Origin of the sequence: Vibrio sp. 2092 (assembly GCF_033339635.1) — a bacterium.
Lineage (GTDB): Bacteria > Pseudomonadota > Gammaproteobacteria > Enterobacterales > Vibrionaceae > Vibrio > Vibrio alginolyticus.
On sequence record NZ_JAWOUY010000003.1, the window covers coordinates 92871 to 113119 of the forward strand.

At 44.9% G+C, this 20249-nt stretch carries 19 protein-coding genes and 2 tRNA genes; 17 read left to right on the forward strand and 4 right to left on the reverse strand.

The features are described 5' to 3' along the window. Positions 1 to 93 precede the first annotated feature (93 nt). The 13 genes from secG to R7P80_RS06905 all read left to right on the forward strand — a co-directional run bounded on the left by secG (position 94) and on the right by R7P80_RS06905 (position 12998). The gene (secG, locus tag R7P80_RS06845) at positions 94 to 432 is read left to right on the forward strand and encodes a preprotein translocase subunit SecG (RefSeq protein WP_005380080.1); all 339 of its coding nucleotides are present in this window, start codon (positions 94 to 96) and stop codon (positions 430 to 432) included. A 16-nt stretch (positions 433 to 448) separates the two neighbouring features. Beyond that, positions 449 to 532, forward strand: a tRNA-Leu gene (locus R7P80_RS06850). A gap of 56 nt (positions 533 to 588) precedes the next feature. Continuing rightward, positions 589 to 665, forward strand: a tRNA-Met gene (locus R7P80_RS06855). 225 nt (positions 666 to 890) lie between these two features. Beyond that, positions 891 to 1346: a ribosome maturation factor RimP gene (rimP, locus tag R7P80_RS06860; RefSeq protein ID WP_005386424.1), complete on the forward strand. Its 456-nt coding sequence runs from the start codon at positions 891 to 893 to the stop codon at positions 1344 to 1346. Between the two features lie 36 nt (positions 1347 to 1382). After that, entirely contained in the window at positions 1383 to 2870 is a 1488-nt protein-coding gene (nusA, locus tag R7P80_RS06865; RefSeq protein ID WP_005380084.1) for a transcription termination factor NusA, read from the forward strand. A gap of 22 nt (positions 2871 to 2892) precedes the next feature. After that, on the forward strand, positions 2893 to 5604 hold the full coding sequence (infB, locus tag R7P80_RS06870; RefSeq protein ID WP_005380086.1) for a translation initiation factor IF-2: 2712 nt from the start codon (positions 2893 to 2895) through the stop codon (positions 5602 to 5604). A gap of 114 nt (positions 5605 to 5718) precedes the next feature. Beyond that, the gene (gene rbfA / locus R7P80_RS06875) at positions 5719 to 6114 is read left to right on the forward strand and encodes a 30S ribosome-binding factor RbfA (RefSeq protein WP_005380087.1); all 396 of its coding nucleotides are present in this window, start codon (positions 5719 to 5721) and stop codon (positions 6112 to 6114) included. Further along, the gene (truB, locus tag R7P80_RS06880) at positions 6114 to 7067 is read left to right on the forward strand and encodes a tRNA pseudouridine(55) synthase TruB (protein WP_017820421.1); all 954 of its coding nucleotides are present in this window, start codon (positions 6114 to 6116) and stop codon (positions 7065 to 7067) included. Before rbfA ends, truB begins: the two co-directional genes overlap by 1 nt. Before the next feature lie 141 nt (positions 7068 to 7208). After that, on the forward strand, positions 7209 to 7478 hold the full coding sequence (rpsO, locus tag R7P80_RS06885) for a 30S ribosomal protein S15 (protein WP_005380094.1): 270 nt from the start codon (positions 7209 to 7211) through the stop codon (positions 7476 to 7478). Between the two features lie 292 nt (positions 7479 to 7770). Then, positions 7771 to 9906, forward strand: coding sequence for a polyribonucleotide nucleotidyltransferase (gene pnp, locus R7P80_RS06890; RefSeq protein ID WP_054574827.1), 2136 nt, complete (start codon positions 7771 to 7773; stop codon positions 9904 to 9906). Between the two features lie 178 nt (positions 9907 to 10084). Next, complete coding sequence (gene nlpI / locus R7P80_RS06895; RefSeq protein WP_005380101.1) at positions 10085 to 11005, forward strand: lipoprotein NlpI; 921 nt, start codon at positions 10085 to 10087, stop codon at positions 11003 to 11005. A gap of 99 nt (positions 11006 to 11104) precedes the next feature. Next, positions 11105 to 11527, forward strand: coding sequence for a MarR family winged helix-turn-helix transcriptional regulator (locus tag R7P80_RS06900; protein WP_005380103.1), 423 nt, complete (start codon positions 11105 to 11107; stop codon positions 11525 to 11527). Between the two features lie 124 nt (positions 11528 to 11651). Further along, complete coding sequence (locus tag R7P80_RS06905; protein ID WP_033905574.1) at positions 11652 to 12998, forward strand: MATE family efflux transporter; 1347 nt, start codon at positions 11652 to 11654, stop codon at positions 12996 to 12998. Between the two features lie 51 nt (positions 12999 to 13049). On the opposite strand, the gene R7P80_RS06910 is transcribed toward R7P80_RS06905, so the two are convergent. From R7P80_RS06910 to R7P80_RS06920, 3 genes are all read right to left on the reverse strand, one after another. Continuing rightward, positions 13050 to 13928: a U32 family peptidase gene (locus R7P80_RS06910; RefSeq protein ID WP_021034024.1), complete on the reverse strand. Its 879-nt coding sequence runs from the start codon at positions 13926 to 13928 to the stop codon at positions 13050 to 13052. Between the two features lie 20 nt (positions 13929 to 13948). After that, a complete protein-coding gene (locus R7P80_RS06915; RefSeq protein WP_225491533.1) occupies positions 13949 to 14962 on the reverse strand; it encodes a peptidase U32 family protein in 1014 nt (337 codons plus the stop codon). A 133-nt stretch (positions 14963 to 15095) separates the two neighbouring features. Beyond that, positions 15096 to 17135, reverse strand: a complete 2040-nt coding sequence (locus R7P80_RS06920; protein WP_005380112.1) for a bifunctional diguanylate cyclase/phosphodiesterase — start codon at positions 17133 to 17135, stop codon at positions 15096 to 15098. A gap of 363 nt (positions 17136 to 17498) precedes the next feature. Between R7P80_RS06920 and R7P80_RS06925 the strand changes: the two genes are divergently transcribed. Both R7P80_RS06925 and R7P80_RS06930 read left to right on the forward strand, forming a co-directional pair. Continuing rightward, a complete protein-coding gene (locus R7P80_RS06925) occupies positions 17499 to 18026 on the forward strand; it encodes an SCP2 domain-containing protein (RefSeq protein ID WP_191907458.1) in 528 nt (175 codons plus the stop codon). Further along, positions 18010 to 18513: a GNAT family N-acetyltransferase gene (locus R7P80_RS06930; protein ID WP_005380119.1), complete on the forward strand. Its 504-nt coding sequence runs from the start codon at positions 18010 to 18012 to the stop codon at positions 18511 to 18513. The genes R7P80_RS06925 and R7P80_RS06930 overlap by 17 nt, the downstream gene beginning before the upstream one ends. A gap of 62 nt (positions 18514 to 18575) precedes the next feature. On the opposite strand, the gene R7P80_RS06935 is transcribed toward R7P80_RS06930, so the two are convergent. Then, positions 18576 to 19022, reverse strand: coding sequence for a hypothetical protein (locus R7P80_RS06935; protein ID WP_005380120.1), 447 nt, complete (start codon positions 19020 to 19022; stop codon positions 18576 to 18578). 159 nt (positions 19023 to 19181) lie between these two features. Between R7P80_RS06935 and R7P80_RS06940 the strand changes: the two genes are divergently transcribed. Then, the gene (locus R7P80_RS06940; protein WP_005380121.1) at positions 19182 to 19583 is read left to right on the forward strand and encodes a DNA polymerase III subunit psi; all 402 of its coding nucleotides are present in this window, start codon (positions 19182 to 19184) and stop codon (positions 19581 to 19583) included. 12 nt (positions 19584 to 19595) lie between these two features. Then, positions 19596 to 20051 (forward strand): ribosomal protein S18-alanine N-acetyltransferase, encoded by a 456-nt coding sequence (rimI, locus tag R7P80_RS06945; RefSeq protein ID WP_005380122.1) that lies wholly within the window; start codon positions 19596 to 19598, stop codon positions 20049 to 20051. Positions 20052 to 20249 lie beyond the last annotated feature (198 nt).

Genomic DNA, 20249 nt, shown 5'->3' on the forward strand with positions numbered 1-20249 from the left:
TCCGCCTCCCGTTAGGAGGTCGCTAGCCTTGTTCATAATGATTTATTCTTTTGAACGGCGCTGGCTCAACAATTTGGAACATAGGTGGAAAAAATGTTTTCAGTTCTACTTGTGATTTACCTGTTGGCAGCGCTTGGTGTGATTGGCCTTGTGTTGATTCAACAAGGTAAAGGCGCAGATATGGGAGCCTCGTTCGGTGCTGGTGCTTCAAACACAGTGTTTGGTGCTGGCGGCTCAGGTAATTTCTTAACCCGAACAACTGCTATTTTAGCAACCGTATTCTTTATCGTTAGCTTGTTACTTGGTCGTATGTCTACGCACCAGACTGAATCACAATGGGTAGACCCAACGTTAGGTCAACCAGTTGTTGAACAAGTTAAGGATGCAGCGAGTGAAGTTCCTGCCCCAGCGGGTGATGAAATTCCTCAATAAGCTGTAAGGTTTTGATGCCGAGATGGTGAAATTGGTAGACACGCTAGCATGAGGTGCTAGTGCCTTAGGTGTGAGGGTTCGAGTCCCTCTCTCGGCACCATGTATTTACAAACTTGTAAATCACTTGTTTGCGAGTATAATGCTCAGCAAGTCGGACGCGGGGTGGAGCAGCTTGGTAGCTCGTCGGGCTCATAACCCGAAGGTCGTCGGTTCAAATCCGGCCCCCGCAACCAATCTCTTTCTTTAAAAGGAAATCGTAGATTGGCAAGTTTGCGTAGTGCTAACCACACTACGAGTTAAGAAAAGCAATTGTTGGCTATTCTTAACGTATCAGGGTCCAGCAGCATAAAACCCCGACTATCGGGGTTTTTTGTTATCTGAGCTTTTTGAAATAGCTCAGATACTGCTTGGTTTTTTGATTGGGCTCTGAGCCCTTTTTTTGTTTCTGGAGTGGTTAAATGACTGGTTTAGAAAGACAACTTACTGAAATGCTTGACGCGCCAGTAGCGGCATCAGGTTATGAGTTAGTTGGATTAGAATTCATTCGTGCAGGCGCGCACTCAACGTTACGTATCTACATTGACCATGAAAATGGTATTAACGTAGACGACTGTGCAGAAGTTAGCCACCAAGTTAGTGCAGTTTTAGACGTTGAAGATCCAATTTCTGTTGCTTACAGCCTAGAAGTGTCTTCTCCAGGTTTAGAAAGACCACTTTTTAAAGCAGCACATTACGAGCAATTTATTGGTCACGAGGTCAGCATCGTATTGAAAATGGCTGTAGCAAACCGTCGTAAGTGGAAAGGTATTATCCACGGTGTTGATGGCGAAACAGTGACAATTACTGTAGACGGTCAGCAAGAAGAGTTTGCTCTAAGTAACATTTCCAAAGCTAACCTGATCCCTAAATTTTAGTTCCCTAAAAAAGTTTAAGCTTAGAGGCTAAATACAATGAGTAAAGAAATTTTAGCGGTAGCAGAAGCGGTATCGAACGAAAAAGCGGTACCTCGTGAGCGTATCTTTGAGGCTCTTGAGATTGCTCTAGCAACTTCTACAAAGAAAAAATACGAAATCGAAATCGACGTACGTGTTGCCATTGACCGTAAAACCGGTGAGTTTGTAACTTACCGCCGTTGGTTAGTTGTTGATGACGTTGAGAACCCTACAAAAGAGATCTCACTAGAAGCAGCGCAATACGAAGATGACTCAATCGAGCTTGGCGACTACGTAGAAGACGAAATCGAATCAGTAACGTTTGACCGTATTACGACTCAAACTGCTAAGCAAGTTATCGTACAAAAAGTTCGTGAAGCTGAGCGCGCACAAATCGTTGAACAGTTCATCGACAATGAAGGTGATCTAATCACTGGTGTCGTGAAAAAAGTAAACCGTGACACAATCGTGCTTGATCTTGGTAATAACGCTGAAGCGGTAATCCTGCGTGATGACCAACTTCCTCGTGAAAACTTCCGTCCAGGCGACCGTGTACGTGGCCTTCTTTACAAAGTCGCGCCTGAAGCACGTGGTTTCCAATTGTTCATCACTCGTTCTAAGCCAGAAATGTTGGCAGAACTGTTCCGTGTTGAAGTGCCTGAAATCGCAGAAGATATTATCGAGTTGAAAGGCGCGGCACGTGATCCTGGTTCTCGCGCTAAGATCGCTGTCAAAACAAATGACAAACGTATCGACCCTGTAGGTGCGTGTGTTGGTATGCGTGGTGCACGTGTACAAGCTGTTTCTGGCGAACTTGGTGGGGAGCGTATCGATATTGTGCTTTGGGATGATAACCCAGCTCAATTCGTTATCAACGCAATGGCGCCAGCTGATGTTGCTTCTATCATCGTTGATGAGGATGCACACTCAATGGACATCGCAGTTGAAGCTGACAACCTAGCGCAAGCTATCGGTCGTAACGGTCAAAACGTGCGTCTAGCATCTCAACTAACAGGTTGGGAACTGAATGTTATGACAGTTGCTGATCTTCAGAAGAAACACGCTGAAGAATCACAAGCATCTATTGAAAACTTCATGAAGTACCTAGATATTGAAGAAGACTTCGCTCAACTTCTTGTTGAAGAAGGTTTCTCAACGCTAGAAGAAATCGCATACGTGCCAGTTAACGAGCTACTAGAAATCGATGGTTTGAATGAAGAACTAATCGAAGAGCTTCGTGGACGTGCAAAAGATGCACTAACGACGATCGCACTAGCACAAGAAGAGTCTTTTGAAGGTCTAGAACCAGCTGAGGACCTACTTGCACTTGAAGGTCTTGAGCGTGAGATGGCATTTAAATTGGCAGCGAAAGGTGTAGCGACACTGGAAGATCTTGCTGACCAAGGTATTGACGATTTAGAAGGTATCGAAGGCCTGACCGAAGAACGTGCAGGTGAGCTAATTATGGCCGCACGTAACATCTGTTGGTTCGGCGAAGAAGCATAATTTTCGGCAAGGAGGAAGCGGCATGACACAATTAACAGTTAAAGCACTGAGTGATGAGATTGGTACGCCAGTCGACCGCTTGATTGAACAACTTGCTGACGCTGGCATTAAAAAGGCGAGCTCTGACAATGTTACTGATGAAGAGAAGCAGAAGCTTCTCTCTCATTTAAAGAAAGAACACGGTGATAAATCAGGTGATTCAGAGCCGACTCGCCTTACGCTTCAGCGTAAAACTCGTAGTACACTTAGTGTGAACGCGGGTGGTGGTAAGAGTAAGAATGTTCAGGTTGAGGTGCGCAAAAAACGTACATACGTGAAGCGCAGCACAATTGAAGATGAAGCGAAACGTGAAGCTGAAGAAGCAGCACAACGTGAAGCAGAAGAAGCAGCAAAACGTGCAGCAGAAGAAGCTGCAAAACGTGAAGCTGAAGAAGCTGCGAAACGTGAAGCTGAAGAAGCTGCAAAACGTGAAGCGGAAGAAAAAGCGAAACGTGAAGCTGAAGAAAAAGCGAAGCGAGACGTAGATACGAATGCACAACGTAATGCTGAAGAAAAAGCAAAGCGTGATGCTGAAGAGAAAATTAAGCAAGAAGCAGCGCGAAAAGAGGCCGACGAGCTTAAACGTCGTCAGGAAGAAGAAGCTAAGCGTAAGGCTGAAGAGGAAAGTCAGCGCAAGCTTGAAGAAGCTCGCGAATTGGCTGAAAAGAATAAAGAGCGTTGGTCTGCTGCAGAAGAGAAAAAGGGTGATATGGAAGATACAGATTACCATGTAACGACTTCACAATACGCACGTGAAGCCGAAGATGAAGCAGATCGCAAAGTAGAAGGCGGTCGTCGTAAGAAGAAAAAAGCAGCTTCGGGTAAAGACGACCAAGCTCGCGGTGGCCGTAACAACCAACGTGGCGGTAGAGGTCGTAAGGGCAAACTTGCTAAGCCGACTTCAATGCAGCACGGGTTTGATAAGTCAGCAACGGTTGCTAAGCAAGACGTTGTAATTGGCGAAACGATCGTTCTATCAGAACTTGCTAACAAGATGTCGGTTAAAGCGACAGAAGTTATCAAAGTAATGATGAAGATGGGCGCTATGGCGACTATCAACCAAGTGATCGACCAAGAAACAGCACAACTTGTTGCTGAAGAAATGGGCCATAAAGTAGTTCTTCGTAAAGAGAACGAACTGGAAGAAGCGGTACTATCTGACCGTGACACTAACGCGGAAGCAGTTCCACGTGCTCCAGTTGTTACTATCATGGGTCACGTTGACCACGGTAAAACGTCAACACTTGACTACATCCGTCGCACACACGTTGCTTCTGGCGAAGCGGGTGGTATTACTCAGCACATTGGTGCGTACCACGTTGAAACAGACAACGGCATGATCACGTTCCTTGATACTCCTGGACACGCAGCGTTTACTGCAATGCGTGCTCGTGGTGCTCAAGCGACAGATATCGTTGTTCTTGTAGTTGCAGCAGACGATGGCGTAATGCCACAAACAGTAGAAGCGATTCAGCACGCGAAAGCGGCAGGCGTTCCTCTAATTGTTGCTGTGAACAAGATCGATAAAGAAGACGCGAACCCAGATAACGTTAAGAACGAGCTTGCTCAATACGACGTTATTCCTGAAGAGTGGGGCGGTGAGAACATGTTCGTTCACATCTCTGCTAAACAGGGTACAAACATCGATGGTCTTCTAGAAGCAATCCTTCTTCAGTCTGAAGTTCTTGAACTTACAGCTGTAGCTGAAGGCATGGCATCTGGTGTTGTTGTTGAATCTCGCCTAGATAAAGGTCGTGGTCCAGTTGCAACAGTACTTGTTCAATCAGGTACACTAAACAAAGGCGACATCGTTCTTTGTGGTCAAGAATACGGCCGTGTTCGTGCAATGCGTGATGAGCTAGGTAAAGAAATTACTTCGGCTGGCCCATCTATCCCTGTAGAGATCCTAGGTCTTTCAGGTGTACCATCTTCAGGTGATGAAGCAACAGTAGTTCGTGACGAGCGTAAAGCGCGTGAAGTAGCTAACTACCGTGCTGGTAAGTTCCGTGAAGTGAAACTTGCTCGTCAGCAGAAATCTAAACTAGAGAACATGTTCTCTAACATGACTGCTGGTGAAGTTGCTGAACTTAACGTTGTACTTAAAGCAGACGTTCAAGGTTCTGTAGAAGCAATCGCAGACTCACTAGTTAAGCTATCTACTGACGAAGTTAAAGTGAACATCGTTGGTTCTGGTGTTGGTGGTATTACGGAAACTGACGTAGTACTAGCGGAAGCTTCAAACGCAATCATCCTTGGCTTTAACGTTCGTGCAGATGCTTCTGCTCGTCGTGCTGTTGAAGCCGCAGCTGTTGACTTACGTTACTACTCAATCATTTACCAATTGATTGACGAAGTGAAACAAGCAATGGGCGGTATGCTTGCTCCAGAATTCAAGCAAGAGATCATTGGTCTTGCTGAAGTTCGTGACGTGTTTAAGTCACCGAAACTGGGCGCTATCGCTGGTTGTATGGTTACAGAAGGTGTGATCAAGCGTAACAACCCAATCCGTGTACTACGTGATAACGTTGTTATTTACGAAGGTGAACTAGAGTCACTACGTCGTTTCAAAGATGACGTTCAAGAAGTTAAGAATGGCTACGAATGTGGTATCGGCGTTAAGAACTACAATGATGTTCGCGTTGGTGACCAAATCGAAGTCTTCGAAATCGTTGAAATTAAACGTACTCTAGACTAATTGACTAAAATTACTAATATTGTCTTTGAAAGATAAGTAGTAATTGGTTGTTGAATACACCATGGGGGGCTGGCTTTGACCAACCCCCCATTCTTTCTATATAAGAGTAAAGATATGTCAAAAGAATTTAGCCGCACGCAGCGCGTTGCACAGCAGCTGCAAAAAGAACTAGCGATGATCCTTCAACGTGAAGTTCGTGACTCTCGCCTTGGCATGGTGACGATCTCAGACGTAGAAGTCTCTCGTGACCTAGCTTACGCAAAAGTATTTGTGACCTTCCTGTGTGTGGGTGAGCAAACACCTGAATCATGTCTAGCAGCGCTACGTGAGCACGAAGTGCACATTCGCATGATGTTAGGTAAGCGTATTCGTCTACGTTTAACGCCAGAAATCCGCTTCCACTATGACAATACGCTTGTTGAAGGTATGCGTATGTCTAACCTAGTGTCTGAAGTCGTTAGTTCAGACAAACAAAAGCAAAAAGATTCTGGTCGTGAGGACGAAGAATAATGGCTCGTCGTCGTAAAGGTCGTCCAATTAATGGCGTTATACTGTTGGACAAACCAACAGGTATCTCTTCCAATGATGCACTGCAAAAAGTAAAGCGAATCTACTTTGCTGAGAAAGCAGGCCACACTGGAGCCTTGGACCCATTAGCGACAGGCATGCTGCCAATTTGCTTGGGTGAAGCGACAAAATTTTCTCAGTTTCTTCTTGATTCTGATAAACGCTACCGTGTGATCGCAAAGCTGGGTGAACGTACCAATACGTCTGACTCGGATGGTGAAGTTGTAGAGACGCGTCCAGTCGATGTTACGTTAGACAAGCTAGAAGCGTGCATCGATCAGTTCCGTGGTGAATCTGATCAAGTGCCTTCCATGTTCTCTGCGTTGAAGTATCAAGGTAAACCCTTGTATGAATACGCTCGTAAAGGCATCGAAGTTCCGCGTGAATCTCGTAAGATCACGGTATATGAGATTGTTCTTCACCGTTTTGAAGGCGATGAAGTAGAGATGGAAGTGCACTGCTCTAAAGGTACCTATATTCGTACTATCGTTGATGATCTGGGCGAAATGTTAGGTTGTGGTGCGCACGTAACTATGCTTCGTCGTACTGGTGTTGCTAAATACCCTTACGAGAATATGGTAACACTTGAGCAACTAAATGAGTTGCTAGAGCAAGCTCACCGCGAGGAACGAGCGCCTCGAGAACTACTGGACCCACTGCTTTTGCCAATGGATACAGCGGTAGAAGACTTACCAGAAGTCAACTTGGTGCCTGAACTGGCGGATATGGTCCAACATGGGCAGCCCGTTCAAGTATTTGGTGCTCCGACAGAGGGCTCACTTCGCCTTACTATGGGTGAAGAACGCTTGTTTATTGGCGTTGGCGAAATGAACGAAGATGGCAAAATCGCTCCTAAGCGATTGGTCGTGTTCCGAGATGACGTTGCATCCAAGTAAATGATTGAAAATACCGACCTGAGTGTCGGTATTTTTATATTGCACGAGATAGGAAATTTCCCTATAATCCGCGCTTCGCGTAGCGGCTGAATCAGAGATTGGCTGCTACAACTTTAAACCTACTCTTATTAGGAGAGAATTATGTCTCTGAATGCAGAAACTAAAGCAGCAATCGTTGCAGAATACGCACAAGGCGAAGGCGACACTGGTTCACCAGAAGTTCAAGTAGCTCTACTTACAGCTTCTATCAACCACCTACAAGGTCACTTCAAAGCGCACAAAGGCGATCACCACAGCCGTCGTGGTCTTCTACGCATGGTTTCTCGTCGTCGTAAGCTTCTAGATTACCTAAAAGGTAAAAACCTAGCTCGCTACCAAGACCTAATCAAACGTCTAGGCCTACGTCGCTAATCAGCGACTGCATAGCAGTTTGTCTAAAAAGGGGCTTTATGCCCCTTTTTTGTTGCCTAAATTTAGCCAAATTAGACTTATGCCGTTATAATACTGGCGGCTAAACCTTGTAAGAGGTTTTCTCAAAAGCTCATAGCATTACAGTCAACCACGTCGACCAAAAGGTCGCGACTATTCAAAAGGAACTTCCGAGTTTCTTTTTACTAGTCGCGATTCGTAATGCCTTGAGTGTCAATTAACACATCTAAGATTTCTTTAAGCACTAAAGGAAGATTAGAAACAAGGAATAACAATGTTCGAAAAACCAGTTGTTAAAACGTTCCAGTACGGTAACCACACAGTTACTTTAGAAACTGGCGTTATTGCACGTCAAGCTACAGCAGCAGTTATGGTCACAATGGATGATACGTCTGTATTCGTATCTGTTGTAGGTAAAAAAGAAGCCGTTGCAGGTCAAGACTTCTTCCCACTAACGGTTAACTACCAAGAGCGTACTTACGCTGCGGGTAAAATCCCAGGCGGCTTCTTCAAACGTGAAGGTCGTCCTTCTGAAGGCGAAACGCTAACAGCTCGTCTAATCGACCGTCCAATCCGTCCGCTATTCCCAGACGCGTTTAAAAACGAAGTTCAGGTTATCGCGACAGTAATGTCTGTAAACCCAGATGTTCAGCCAGATATCGTTACAATGATCGGTACTTCTGCTGCTCTTGCTATCTCTGGCATTCCATTCAACGGCCCTATCGGTGCGGCGCGTGTTGGTCATATCGATGGTCAGCTTGTACTTAACCCTAGCCAAACTGAACTAGAAACTTCTAAGCTTGACCTTGTTGTTGCAGGTACAGAGTCAGCAGTATTGATGGTTGAGTCAGAAGCGGACAACCTAACTGAAGAAGAAATGCTAGCGGCGGTTGTTTATGGTCATGACCAACAACAAGTTGCTATTAAAGCTATCAACGAATTCAAAGCAGAAGTTGCAACTCCTGCTTGGGATTGGGTTGCTCCTGAAGAGAACACAGCGCTTAAAAATAAGATTGCTGATCTAGCAGAAGCTAAACTTGTTGAAGCCTACCAAATTACTGAGAAAATGGCTCGTTACGACCGCATCCATGAGATCGCTGCGGAAGTAAATGAAGTTCTTCTTGCTGAAGATCCTGAAGCAGATACAAAAGAAATCCACACTATCTTCCATGATCTAGAGAAGACAGTAGTACGTAGCCGTATTATTGCAGGTAACCCTCGTATCGATGGCCGTGAAAAAGACATGGTTCGTGCACTAGATGTACGTACTGGTGTTCTTCCTCGTACTCACGGTAGCGCGCTATTCACTCGTGGTGAAACTCAGGCGATCGTTACGGCAACGCTAGGTACTCAGCGTGATGCTCAAATCATCGATGAGCTAACTGGTGAGCGTAAAGATCACTTCCTACTGCACTACAACTTCCCTCCATACTGTGTAGGTGAAACTGGTTTTGTAGGTTCTCCTAAGCGTCGTGAAATCGGCCACGGTAAACTGGCGAAGCGTGGTATTGCTGCAGTAATGCCTTCTGTTGATGAGTTCCCATACACAGTACGTGTTGTATCGGAAATCACTGAATCTAACGGTTCATCTTCAATGGCTTCAGTATGTGGTACTTCTCTTGCGCTTATGGACGCAGGTGTACCAATCAAAGCATCTGTTGCTGGTATTGCAATGGGTCTTGTTAAAGAAGGTGACGATTTCGTTGTACTTTCTGACATCCTTGGCGATGAAGACCACCTAGGTGACATGGACTTTAAAGTAGCAGGTACTAACACTGGTATCACTGCACTTCAAATGGACATCAAGATCGAAGGCATCACTAAAGAAATCATGCAAATTGCGCTTAACCAAGCTCAAGGCGCACGTAAGCACATCCTATCTGTAATGGATGAAGCAATCTCTGGTGCTCGTGAAGACATCTCTGAATTTGCTCCGCGTATTCACACGATGAAGATCAGCGCTGAGAAGATCAAAGACGTTATCGGTAAAGGTGGTGCAGTTATCCGTGCTCTAACTGAAGAGACTGGTACAACTATCGAAATCGAAGACGACGGTACTATCAAGATTGCGGCAACTGAAGGCACTGCTGCGAAAGAAGCTATCCGCCGTATCGAAGAGATCACTGCTGAAGTTGAAGTGGGCCGTATCTACACAGGTAAAGTTGCACGTCTAGCAGACTTCGGTGCATTCGTAACGGTTCTTCCAGGCAAAGATGGTCTTGTACACATTTCTCAAATCGCAGAAAAACGCGTAGAGAAAGTGTCTGACTACCTAGCTGAAGGTCAAGAAGTTCAAGTTAAAGTTCTTGAAATCGACCGCCAAGGCCGTGTACGTCTAAGCATGAAAGAAGCGGTAGAAAAGCCAGCTGAAGAAGCTGCTGCTGAAGCACCAGCTGCTAAAGACGAGTAAGACAAAATGAGACTTTCAGCCTTTTATTAGATTAAGGGCCTGAAAGCATGTTATAAAAGGGGAGCATTTTCGCTCCCCTTTTTTGGTTTGTTTCGATGTATTAACCTCAAACGAGGTTATCGCCTATATTGCATTAAGAGAAATAAATCTTGAGCGGTCCAAACAGGAGTATCAATTAGTGAAATGGTTTCAAACCGCAATTTTATGTGTTGCTATCGCGCTGACCGGTTGTGCAAATACTTCTCAACAATCAGCACAAAAGTGGTTATATCCACCGATGGCGGTGCCACTTCAGCCTAGTGTTCAACAAGAAGTACAAATCGCGCGTCTCTCGCAGTTGCTACAACGTCCCGACCTTAGTGATGAAGTGCGCGCTAAAATGCATTATGAGCGCGGTAGCTACTACGACAGCGTTGGTTTACGTGATCTTGCCCGTTTGGACTTTAACCAGTCTTTGCAGTTGAATCCTGCTCAGCCGGACATCTTCAATCTTTTGGGAGTATACTTTACCCAAGTAGGAGAGTTTGATGCGGCATATGAAGCGTTTGACTCGACCATAGAGTTGGCTCCTGATAATACCTATGCTGAGCGCAACCGTGCGATTGCACTGTATTATGGTGGCCGAATCGATCTCGCTTTAGAAGATATGACCAAGCATTATCAAGAAATGCCAACGGATCCTTTTCGTTCATTATGGCTGTACATCATCGAAGCTGAGCAAAATCCAGAGCAAGCAAAAGCCAATCTTCAACAGCGTTATTTACGAGATCGTAGTGAAGAGTGGGGGTGGGTTCTTGTTGCTATCATGCTGCGAGACGTCTCGGACGAAGACGCGCTTAAAGCAATTATGGATGGAACGAGAGAGAACTATCGCCTAGCTGAACGATTGACGGAAACGTATTTCTACCTTGGAAAGCGTAATCAGCTTGAAGGTGATATCGCAAGTGCCATCTCACTTTATAAGCTCGCGATTTCGTTCAACGTTTACGATTATGTTGAGCATCGCTATTCTTTCTTGGAGTTGGCGCAAATTTACGATCAATTACAGCAAGATAGATTGGCCAAGTTAAAGGCTGCCAAGAAGCTGGAAATTGAATGATTTAGAGCCGCTCGATGAGAGCGGCTTTTTTTATGATTGAACTTGATGAGTGACTCATTTAAAATAGTTAGTCTTGCTAACTAAGTGGTGGTGGCTTTTATGGCATTAGAAGAAAGCTTGATTGATTTAGAGCGTTTTTGCGCCAAAGCTTGGCGTGTCTATGCCAAAGAAGATCCATTATCACATCTAAGCTTTAATGAGTTCGATTATTTACGTGTGATTCAGGTTTACCCTGAGGGTGTGCGAATAACCGATCTTGCAGAAGAGCTGCAAGTGACTAAGCCTTCCGCATCGACAATGGTTGTGCGTTTGGAAAAAAAGGGTTTGGTGAAACGCATCGCATGTAATGAGGATGCTCGTGCTAAGCGTGTGTTGCTTACGGAAGAAGTCGCAGAAAAAATGTCTTTGGAGCAGGTAGTGTACAAAGATATCTCTGACCAAATGATGCAACAATTAAATCAGCAAGAAGCTGAACAGTTACAAGCTTTATTGAATAAAGCATTGAGTAATAAGTCATTTTAAACTGAAGCAAAGGCCTCAGCTGTATGGTTTAGTTTTTGTTGTTTCATCTTTCTTTTATTTAATTTAACCATTTAGTTAGCCTTGCTAATTAAATGGTTAGCTTTGCTAACTACTGGTGACAGTCATGCAAAACTCAATTTATAGACAGTTTTGGAAATATACGATTCCAACCGTCGCAGCAATGCTCGTAAACGGTTTGTATCAAATAGTTGATGGCATTTTTATTGGCCGTTATGTTGGCGCTGACGGATTAGCTGGGATCAATGTTGCGTGGCCTATTATCGGTTCGATCCTCGGTATAGGAATGATGATTGGGGTGGGGACTGGCGCGCTGACTTCTATCAAGCAAGGAGAGAACGATCATGAAGGCGCTAAGCGAATCCTAACGACCGGATTGACGTTGTTAGCGGCATTGATGCCGATCGTTGCTACAATATTGTTCTTGTTTTCGGATGAATTTATTCGCTGGCAAGGTGCGGAAGGGCGAGTGTTTGAACTTGCGCTGCAATATTTGCATATTCTGATTGTCGCGTGCGTATTCACGTTGGGTTCTATCGCAGTTCCGTTTTTATTACGCAATGACGACAGCCCGAACTTAGCAACGATTTTGATGGTCATCGGTGCCGTTATTAACATTGTATTAGACTACGTATTTATTGCTTGGTTGGAGTGGGAGTTAACCGGAGCCGCTATTGCCACTGCACTTGCACAATTAGTGGTCACTGTGCTCGGTATTGGTTACTTCTTTACTTCAAAAGCAACATTACGCCTTCGTATCCGCGACTTCAAAGTTCAGGTTGATGCTGCACCAAAGATTATCATGATAGGTACATCAAGTTTCTTTATGTACGCCTACGGCTCTGTGATGGTGGCACTGCACAACTCGTTATTTGCTCAATACGGAAGTGCAATGTTGATCGGAGCGTACGCCATTTTGGGGTACATCGTGACGGTTTACTATCTGATAGCAGAAGGAATTGCGAATGGTATGCAGCCTTTAGTGAGCTTCAACCACGGTGCACGTAATCAGGAGAACATCAGAAAGTTATTAAAGGTCGCGATGGGGACATCTGTGCTTGGTGGGGTGGCGTTCGTTGTTTTGATGAACCTTTTCCCGTACGAACTGGTTGCGGTGTTTAATAATGCTGACCAACAGTTGATTGATAGCACCGTGATCGGGATTCGTTTACACATGTTTGCGTTGTTCTTAGATGGTTTTTTAGTTGTGGCGGCCGCGTACTATCAATCAGTAAACAAAGGCAGCAAAGCTATGTTTGTAACACTAGGCAACATGCTGGTCCAGTTGCCATTCTTATTCATTATGCCGAAACTTTTCGGCGTGACAGGTATTTGGTTAGCTTTCCCATTGTCTAACATTGCATTGAGTTTGGTCGTGATCAGTATGTTGTGGCGAGATGTGAAAAAGCTGCTTAATGAGAGTTCTGTCGAACCAAGGGTGCAAGCCTGCTAACAAAAGCTAACAGATAAAAGCGAGGCTAGGCCTCGCTTTTATCTTTAAGGATTAAATGGTTTTTACTTCTAAGCCCGCTAGTTGATGCCAATAGCCATTGCATTGGCGGCTTTCGAGCTTTTCAGGATTATCGCCGTATTCGTTTGAGCGAAAACGCTCTAACTCTGAAAAAGTGTCGATACCAAGAGGGCTTAACCGGACCACATCAACCAGCCCTTTCATAGTAGGTAAGTCATTGATGAGGTTGTAGCAATACCCTGACTGTGTTTGAATGCCGTTAAGGTTAAAGACTTCTTGCCCTTCTTGGCTGCTGACCTGGATACCCGTAGGGTATTTGATACAGCAGGTTTCGCAATCGTCTTTCGCTCGGTTTTCAGCTCGGGCTGTGAAACAGCGAGCGGAATACGCTAAAGGCAAATAACCGTGGCTAAATACCTCAACTTCAAACTTGTTACGAATACCAAGCTCGTCACACTGAACTAAAGTATCGTTTAACCATTCGCGAGATAGCTCGACAGGCATGCACCAACGCATCATACCTTGCTTCAAAAATAAGTTGAGCGTGTGTGCGTTATAAGTATTGATTGCAGGGCCAACGACGAAAGGCACTTTATGCTCTGATGCCAATTGAACAGCAGATACGTCATTTGCTTCAATCGCGAAGTCACCGTTGTCGATGTACTTCTTCATTATGTTTACTTCACTCGGAGCTTCTAGTAGTGCCATTGTTGATAGCACCACTTGCTTGCCAGATGCAGACAGCTCTTTTGCGATTTCAAGCCAATGCGAAGGCTTCATTTCTCGACGTTTTGAACATACGGTTTCCCCAAGATAGATGATGTCCGCGGAGCTTGATTTCGCTTGTTCATAAAACGCTTCGATATCTTGTTTTGGCCAGAAGTACAACAGCGGACCAAGCGCGTATTTCATTGAATTATCCATCTTAACCTCTACTGCCATTTGCGGTGATAAGCACCAAGTGTGGTCTGCGTACCTTCAGACACGTTTGCCAATGCGGCATCCCAAGCCGCTTCGACTTGATAAGCTTCTGGGTTTGCTTGGTAACGGTCAATCGCGGCTCGCCATGTTCGAGTGACTTGTTCTACGTAAGCTGGGCTACGTTGGCGACCTTCAATTTTTACAGACGCCACATTTGCAGCAAATAGTTCTGGCAGCATAGAGAGGGTGTTCAAACTGGTTGGTTCTTCCAGTGCGTGGTAGCGTTTTTTCTCGCCTTCGATTTCTGCTTCGAAACGACCTTTACACAAGGTAGGGTAGCCCGCATTTTCACCGGAGCTGTAGCGATCGATCAAAATGTCGTTAAGGCGGGATTCCAGACCATTTTCTGTTTCTTGCCAGCGAACGTACTTAGCTGGAGAGCATGCTCCCACAGTGTTTGGAGACTCGCCTGTCATATATGACGATAGGTAGCAGCGACCTTCAGACATGATGCAAAGGCTACCAAAAGCAAAGACTTCTAACTCGACATCGCTAGTGATGTTGCGTGAAAGCTGTTTGACCTGATGAATCGATAAAACGCGAGGTAATACTACCCGTTTTACGTTGAAGTTTTGTTTGTAAAAATCAATGGCTGCGACGTTGGTCGCTGATGCTTGCACTGAAAGGTGTAGTTCTAGATCGGGATATTTGCGAGCCGCGTACTCCAGCACTGCAATGTCTGCAACAATCAGCGCGTCTACACCCAGTGCCGCTGCATTGTCTACTGCGTTCGTCCAGCGCTCGAAGCCATTGGGATGAGCGAAGGTATTCAACGCGACATGAATTTTTTTATTGCGGTCATGAACGTATTGCACCGCTTTTTCTAACTTTTTGCCGTTAAAGTTGAGGCCAGCAAAGTGACGGGCGTTGGTATCATCTTTGAAACCAATGTAGACGGCATCGGCACCGCAATCAATCGCAGTTTTTAACGCAGGCAGGTTACCCGCGGGACACAAGAGTTCCATATGCTCACAATCATTGAGAATAAAAAGGTGTCCGCATTTTATGAAGAATTATGAATAGCGAAATTGACCTAAGTTAGGTTTAGCTCAATAAAGTCGATATTTACCCCTTGCGAGTAAGGGTATCGGGTCGGGGTTAGTTCTTGTGACGACGATTCTGTACAAACAGCTCTTCAATTTCATGTTTTGGCTGCGGGCGATAAAAATGGAATCCTTGAATCGCATTACATTGAAGGTTAGAGAGCAGGGTCGCTTGCTGGTGGGTTTCCACCCCCTCGGCAACGACAGTTAAGTCGAGCGACTTACCCAGATTAATGATGTTTTCAATCACAGTGACTTGTTTCGGTAGTGTGTCGATATCATTAATAAAAGCGCGGTCGATTTTTAGCTCGTCAATAGGAAAACGCGCTAAGTAGGAAAGAGAAGAGTAGCCGGTACCAAAGTCATCGATAGAGAGAGCGAAGCCAAGCTTTTTAATCGCATTCAACATTTGCAGTGTATGTTCGCTATCACTCATCACGGCACTTTCGGTTAGCTCGAAGGTAATGCAGCTTGGATCAAGCTCGGTAGTGCGAAGCAGCTTTTCCATAAAGTCGATCAGCTGTGGGTTGCCAAATTGCTCGGGAGAGAGGTTGATGGCGACACGGCCTGGCAGTATGCCTTGTTGCTTCCAACGTTTTACCGTATTGAAAACATCACGCATCACGACACGTCCAAGGTGTTCTATTAACCCAGCGCGCTCGGCGACAGGAATGAATGAGCCAGGACTAATGTACCCTTCGACTGGATGCTTCCAACGAACGAGCGCTTCTGCGCCGTTGATACTGAAGTCTCGCGCGTTAACCTTAGGTTGATACCACACTTCCAAACCGTTCTGCTGCAATGCTTTTTGCAGTTCAATTTCAAGCCACAAACGCATACGCGCTTCTTTGTTCATTTGATCGTTAAATTTGATCAGACGATTTCTACCACGATCTTTGGCTTCATACATCGCAGTATCGGCATTTTGTAGTAGGATTCGCGCATCTTGTCCGTCTTCAGGGTATCGAACGCTACCAATTGAACACGCAAGGCGTTTACTGAAGTGGTGCAAGTCGAAAGGTTGGTTGATCAACGAGATAATGCGATCGGACAAAATTTCAGCCATGCGGGTGTTTTCTGGCTCCGGCAGAATGACGCCAAACTCATCGCCACCCAAATGACCAATAATCGCTTGGTTTGGCAGTAACCGTTTAAGACGGGCCGATACCTCTTGAATCACTTTATCGCCAATATGGTGACCAAGTGAGTCATTAATGTTTTTGAAGTTATCGATATCCAAATAGAACACCAGAAGCGGTGTTTGCTTTTTGATCAGCTGTTCCAAACGTTTGGTGAAGCCAAAGCGGTTGTAGAGTTTGGTGAGCGAGTCAATGTGTATGTCTTCATTCGATGCAGAAGACAGGTTTTTGGGCGCATCATCAGCATCTTGGATTAGGATAATTTGAGATTCGCTACCTAATATCGCCGTGGAATCCGCGTGTAGCTGAACTTTCCGTTCAAAGCCGCATCTTGCACTGGTTAAGCAGACAAAAGGTTTGTCAGAAATTAATGTACTCAATCGATGACTAAATACCTTTTTACTGTTTTCATCGATGAATAAACGACTTAGCTCTTCGCCCAACAATTCATGAGGAGAGTTAAGTCCGAGAAGGCGCGCTGATGCGGGGTTCGCAGAGATGACAATATCATCTTCGATAAGCAGTAAGCCGTCTGGTAGCAGTTGTGTTAACTTCGCAAACTTACTTTCGGACTCTTCTAAGGAGCGAACGAGTATCTGCTTTTCTGAAGTATCGACAGCGTGAAAAACAACAAAGCGAATGTCGTTACCTTCAAAAACTGGCGAAAGACTAAAGTGAAGACTGGTTTCAAGGTCGGTTTCATCGAGCGTGATTTCGGCTTCGACATGTGCCCCTTTGAACGCGCGCTGATAGTATGGTGCAAGCTTCTTATAAAACTGTTCACCCAGCACTTGGCAATCGTTTAAGCCGACGATTTCCTCATGACTTAAACCTGCGATATCGCAGTAACGGTCACTTACCATTCGATAATTGTGTTTTTTATCAAGAATGGCAAAGAAGAAAGGGCTATTTGAGGTTAGCGTGGCAAACCAATGTTTTAATTGCTGGGAAGGCATTAGGGTATTACCGATCTCCAATGAGCCAGATTATTCGTCCGTGTATAAAAAGCGACACCCTGATAAGCCTGCGGCGATCTACCACCAAGCCAAAGTGTTACTTGCCATTAAAGGGCTCGCGGTTTTAGCTGTGCAGTCGACAATCACATGGATACGCTCAGATAACTATAACTTTGAAAATACGGTTGTAAAAGTGTTTATCCACCTGTTCGCATCAATAATACACGTAAGTTCAAAAAAAGAAGCGTTAGTGAGCAATAAACCACCAATCTAAAATAAGCACTTTATTGATACATAACAGTAATCTCATCGCCACGATTGCTTAATATAAGCAACCTAATGACAAAGTAACGGATAATGAACGTGTTAAACAAGATTCGCAGTCAACTAGTAAAGAACGCAGCTAATATTTTGCGTTCTCCAGTCCAGTTATTACCACAGCCAATTCAGCAAAAAGCGTTGCTAGAAGGGCTAAAAATGGTGTTTAAAGAAGCCTTGGAAGATGGTGACTTTGAGTTCCTTGAAGACAAGTGGTTAAAAGTTGCGATTGAAGACTTGAACTTAGCATGGTACATCAGCTATCAAGACGAAAAATTGGTGGTAGCTGAAAAACCAGTTCAGGAAGATGTGAGTTTTAGTGGTAATCTAAACGACCTAGTACTGATTGCTGGTCGTAAAGAAGACCCTGACACACTGTTCTTCCAACGTCGCCTTTCAATTGAAGGTGATACTGAGCTTGGCTTAGAAGTGAAAAACTTAATGGACAGTGTCGACTTAGAGCAGTTACCGAAAGCAATGCAAGTCGCTTTGAATCAATTGGCTGATTTTGTTCAGAAAGGAGTTCAAGCGCCTGCACAACCAACCGGAGTAGCGAATGCTTATTCGAACTGAAGCCCCAGCGGACATTCTTACCATTGACCGCTTATTGAAACACGCCTTCCCGACGGAAGCTGAAGCTGAGCTTGTGATGCGTTTGCGCGAAAACAGCAAATTCACGCTTTCCTTAGTCGCGTGTACAGATGAGGGAGAGGTGATAGGCCATGCTTTATTTAGCCCTGTGACCTTAAATGGTGAAGATTTGTCATGGCAAGGGCTAGCGCCATTAGCTGTTCATGAAGATTACCGTCGCCAAGGCATCGCTGCAGAGTTGATCAAAGAAGGTTTTGATTCACTGCGTGATTTTGGTTACCCAGTGTGTGTGGTGTTGGGCGATCCTGATTATTACGCGCGCCAGGGTTTTCAATCATGCGACGAGATGGGCTTTGAATGTGCTTGGGATGTCCCTAAAGGTGCATTTCGAGTCGCAGAGTTGGTCGAAGGTCAATGTGCTGGACGCTCCGGACGCATAGACTATGCGCCAGAGTTCTCTGAACTGTAAATGAAAGAAGCCCACGACTAAGTGGGCTTCTTTCTTATTCACTGAAAACTGAGATAGGGAGGTTAGGATGACTGGTTACTTTTCTTTTTGCCCCAGACCTCTATTTTCGCTTTTTTACTTACCCCTAGCAGGCTAAGTTTTGTGCTTCCCCAGCTACTGTAAGTCATTTCAATCCGTTTTAGCTTGGCTTCTTTTGTACCTGGAAGGCTCCAGGCACGAGTCGACAATCCGCTTGTTAGTACGCCCATAGAGGAAAGCTTTTTCTCACTACCATCTGTCATGACGACTTTTAAACCATTCATGTCTACCGTTCCTTGCACACATTTTAGTTTTATTTTACTGAAGCTTCGGTTTCGGAATAGGCTATTTGGTGTCACGGTATCTGTTTCTGTATGAAAGTTAACGGTTTTCGTTGCAATCAGCTCCCACTCATCGCTGTTATTAGCAAAAACACTCACGCTGGTGGCGGCTACCAGTGTGCAAAGTAGTAGCGTATTTAAGAATTTCATAATGTACCTCATATGTCATACCCAATGTGTGGCCGTTGGCAAAACGCTATGTTCAGGAATATCCAAATCATCTCATTGTGTTCAGGTGTTCCTTGAAGTCCTTTAGGTATAATCGCGATAATTTGATAGGATTGCCCTCGTTCAAATAGGTGACGGAAAATGTCAATTAACGAGAAACAGTATTTACGTGAAATGGGGATCAGCACATGGGAGCTGGTACACCCTGAAAGACTGGAAGGCTATCAATCGCCATTATTGGATTTGCAAAGTTCATGTAAACTCCTATTGGTATCGCCAATATGTCCAGAAAACGAGACGGCATTGATGTTTGAGCGCGTATTAAAAAGCATTAAGCTCACGCTTGATGATGCGCTACACCTAGAGCCTGAGCGCTTATCCATGCTGGGTGAACATCAGCTAGAGTGGGTGTGGTTTGCAGGCTGTGAGGCTGATCAAAGCATCAAGGCAAAGCACCTGACCTCGCCACTATTACAAGATATTGATGGTAATAACGAACAGCGCCGCGCATTGTGGCAACAAATCTGTTCGTACTCTTCTTAACGGAGCTAATGCGTGACAATTGAAATTACGCCGATGCGTGCAGAGCACCTCGACCAAGTTTGGCAAATCGAGCAGCAAGCACATTCTCACCCTTGGGCCGAATCTTTGGTTCGTGACTTATCCAGTCGCGGTGCTTGCCATCATGTGATGCTGGAAGGCTCTCAAGTGGTTGGTTACTTCTATGGACAGAATATTGTTGGAGAAGTGACACTATTAAATATTGCAGTAGCGCCTTCTCAACAGGGCAGAGGGCTAGGGCAAAAATTGCTGGACGCGTTTATTGAATACTGTGAACAAGCCAAAGCAGAGAGTGCTTGGTTAGAAGTGCGTGAAAGTAATCACCCAGCTATCCATATTTATGAGCAAGCAGGTTTTAATGAAGTGGACCGTCGTTACAACTATTACCCAGCTAAATCGGGAAATGGTAAGGAAGACGCCATTATCATGAGTTACTTATTTTTGAGTTAGTTTTAGGCCGTTACTAATTACCTCATCAACACTTATGCTTTAAATGCGTATCCGGATTCGAGGCTTTTGAATATGTAATAATAATTTTTTGAATTTTTACATCTCTTTGTGTGGAGCTGGCTTTCCCTTGTTAGTTGCAGGTAAAGGCTGGTGAGCCGAGTAAATTCAGTTCATGTCTTTCCAGTTTGCTAGCACAGC

What these genes read in the sequence shown, in the direction of transcription:
- secG (WP_005380080.1), top strand. Translation starts at nt 94, where the DNA reads ATGTTTTCAGTTCTACTTGTGATTTACCTGTTGGCAGCGCTTGGTGTG.
- R7P80_RS06935 (WP_005380120.1), bottom strand. Translation starts at nt 19,022, where the DNA reads ATGAAATTCTTAAATACGCTACTACTTTGCACACTGGTAGCCGCCACC.
- infB (WP_005380086.1), top strand. Translation starts at nt 2,893, where the DNA reads ATGACACAATTAACAGTTAAAGCACTGAGTGATGAGATTGGTACGCCA.
- nusA (WP_005380084.1), top strand. Translation starts at nt 1,383, where the DNA reads ATGAGTAAAGAAATTTTAGCGGTAGCAGAAGCGGTATCGAACGAAAAA.
- rbfA (WP_005380087.1), top strand. Translation starts at nt 5,719, where the DNA reads ATGTCAAAAGAATTTAGCCGCACGCAGCGCGTTGCACAGCAGCTGCAA.
- R7P80_RS06905 (WP_033905574.1), top strand. Translation starts at nt 11,652, where the DNA reads ATGCAAAACTCAATTTATAGACAGTTTTGGAAATATACGATTCCAACC.
- rimP (WP_005386424.1), top strand. Translation starts at nt 891, where the DNA reads ATGACTGGTTTAGAAAGACAACTTACTGAAATGCTTGACGCGCCAGTA.
- rpsO (WP_005380094.1), top strand. Translation starts at nt 7,209, where the DNA reads ATGTCTCTGAATGCAGAAACTAAAGCAGCAATCGTTGCAGAATACGCA.
- R7P80_RS06910 (WP_021034024.1), bottom strand. Translation starts at nt 13,928, where the DNA reads ATGAAATACGCGCTTGGTCCGCTGTTGTACTTCTGGCCAAAACAAGAT.
- truB (WP_017820421.1), top strand. Translation starts at nt 6,114, where the DNA reads ATGGCTCGTCGTCGTAAAGGTCGTCCAATTAATGGCGTTATACTGTTG.
- R7P80_RS06930 (WP_005380119.1), top strand. Translation starts at nt 18,010, where the DNA reads ATGCTTATTCGAACTGAAGCCCCAGCGGACATTCTTACCATTGACCGC.
- R7P80_RS06900 (WP_005380103.1), top strand. Translation starts at nt 11,105, where the DNA reads ATGGCATTAGAAGAAAGCTTGATTGATTTAGAGCGTTTTTGCGCCAAA.
- R7P80_RS06915 (WP_225491533.1), bottom strand. Translation starts at nt 14,962, where the DNA reads ATGGAACTCTTGTGTCCCGCGGGTAACCTGCCTGCGTTAAAAACTGCG.
- R7P80_RS06940 (WP_005380121.1), top strand. Translation starts at nt 19,182, where the DNA reads ATGTCAATTAACGAGAAACAGTATTTACGTGAAATGGGGATCAGCACA.
- pnp (WP_054574827.1), top strand. Translation starts at nt 7,771, where the DNA reads ATGTTCGAAAAACCAGTTGTTAAAACGTTCCAGTACGGTAACCACACA.
- R7P80_RS06920 (WP_005380112.1), bottom strand. Translation starts at nt 17,135, where the DNA reads ATGCCTTCCCAGCAATTAAAACATTGGTTTGCCACGCTAACCTCAAAT.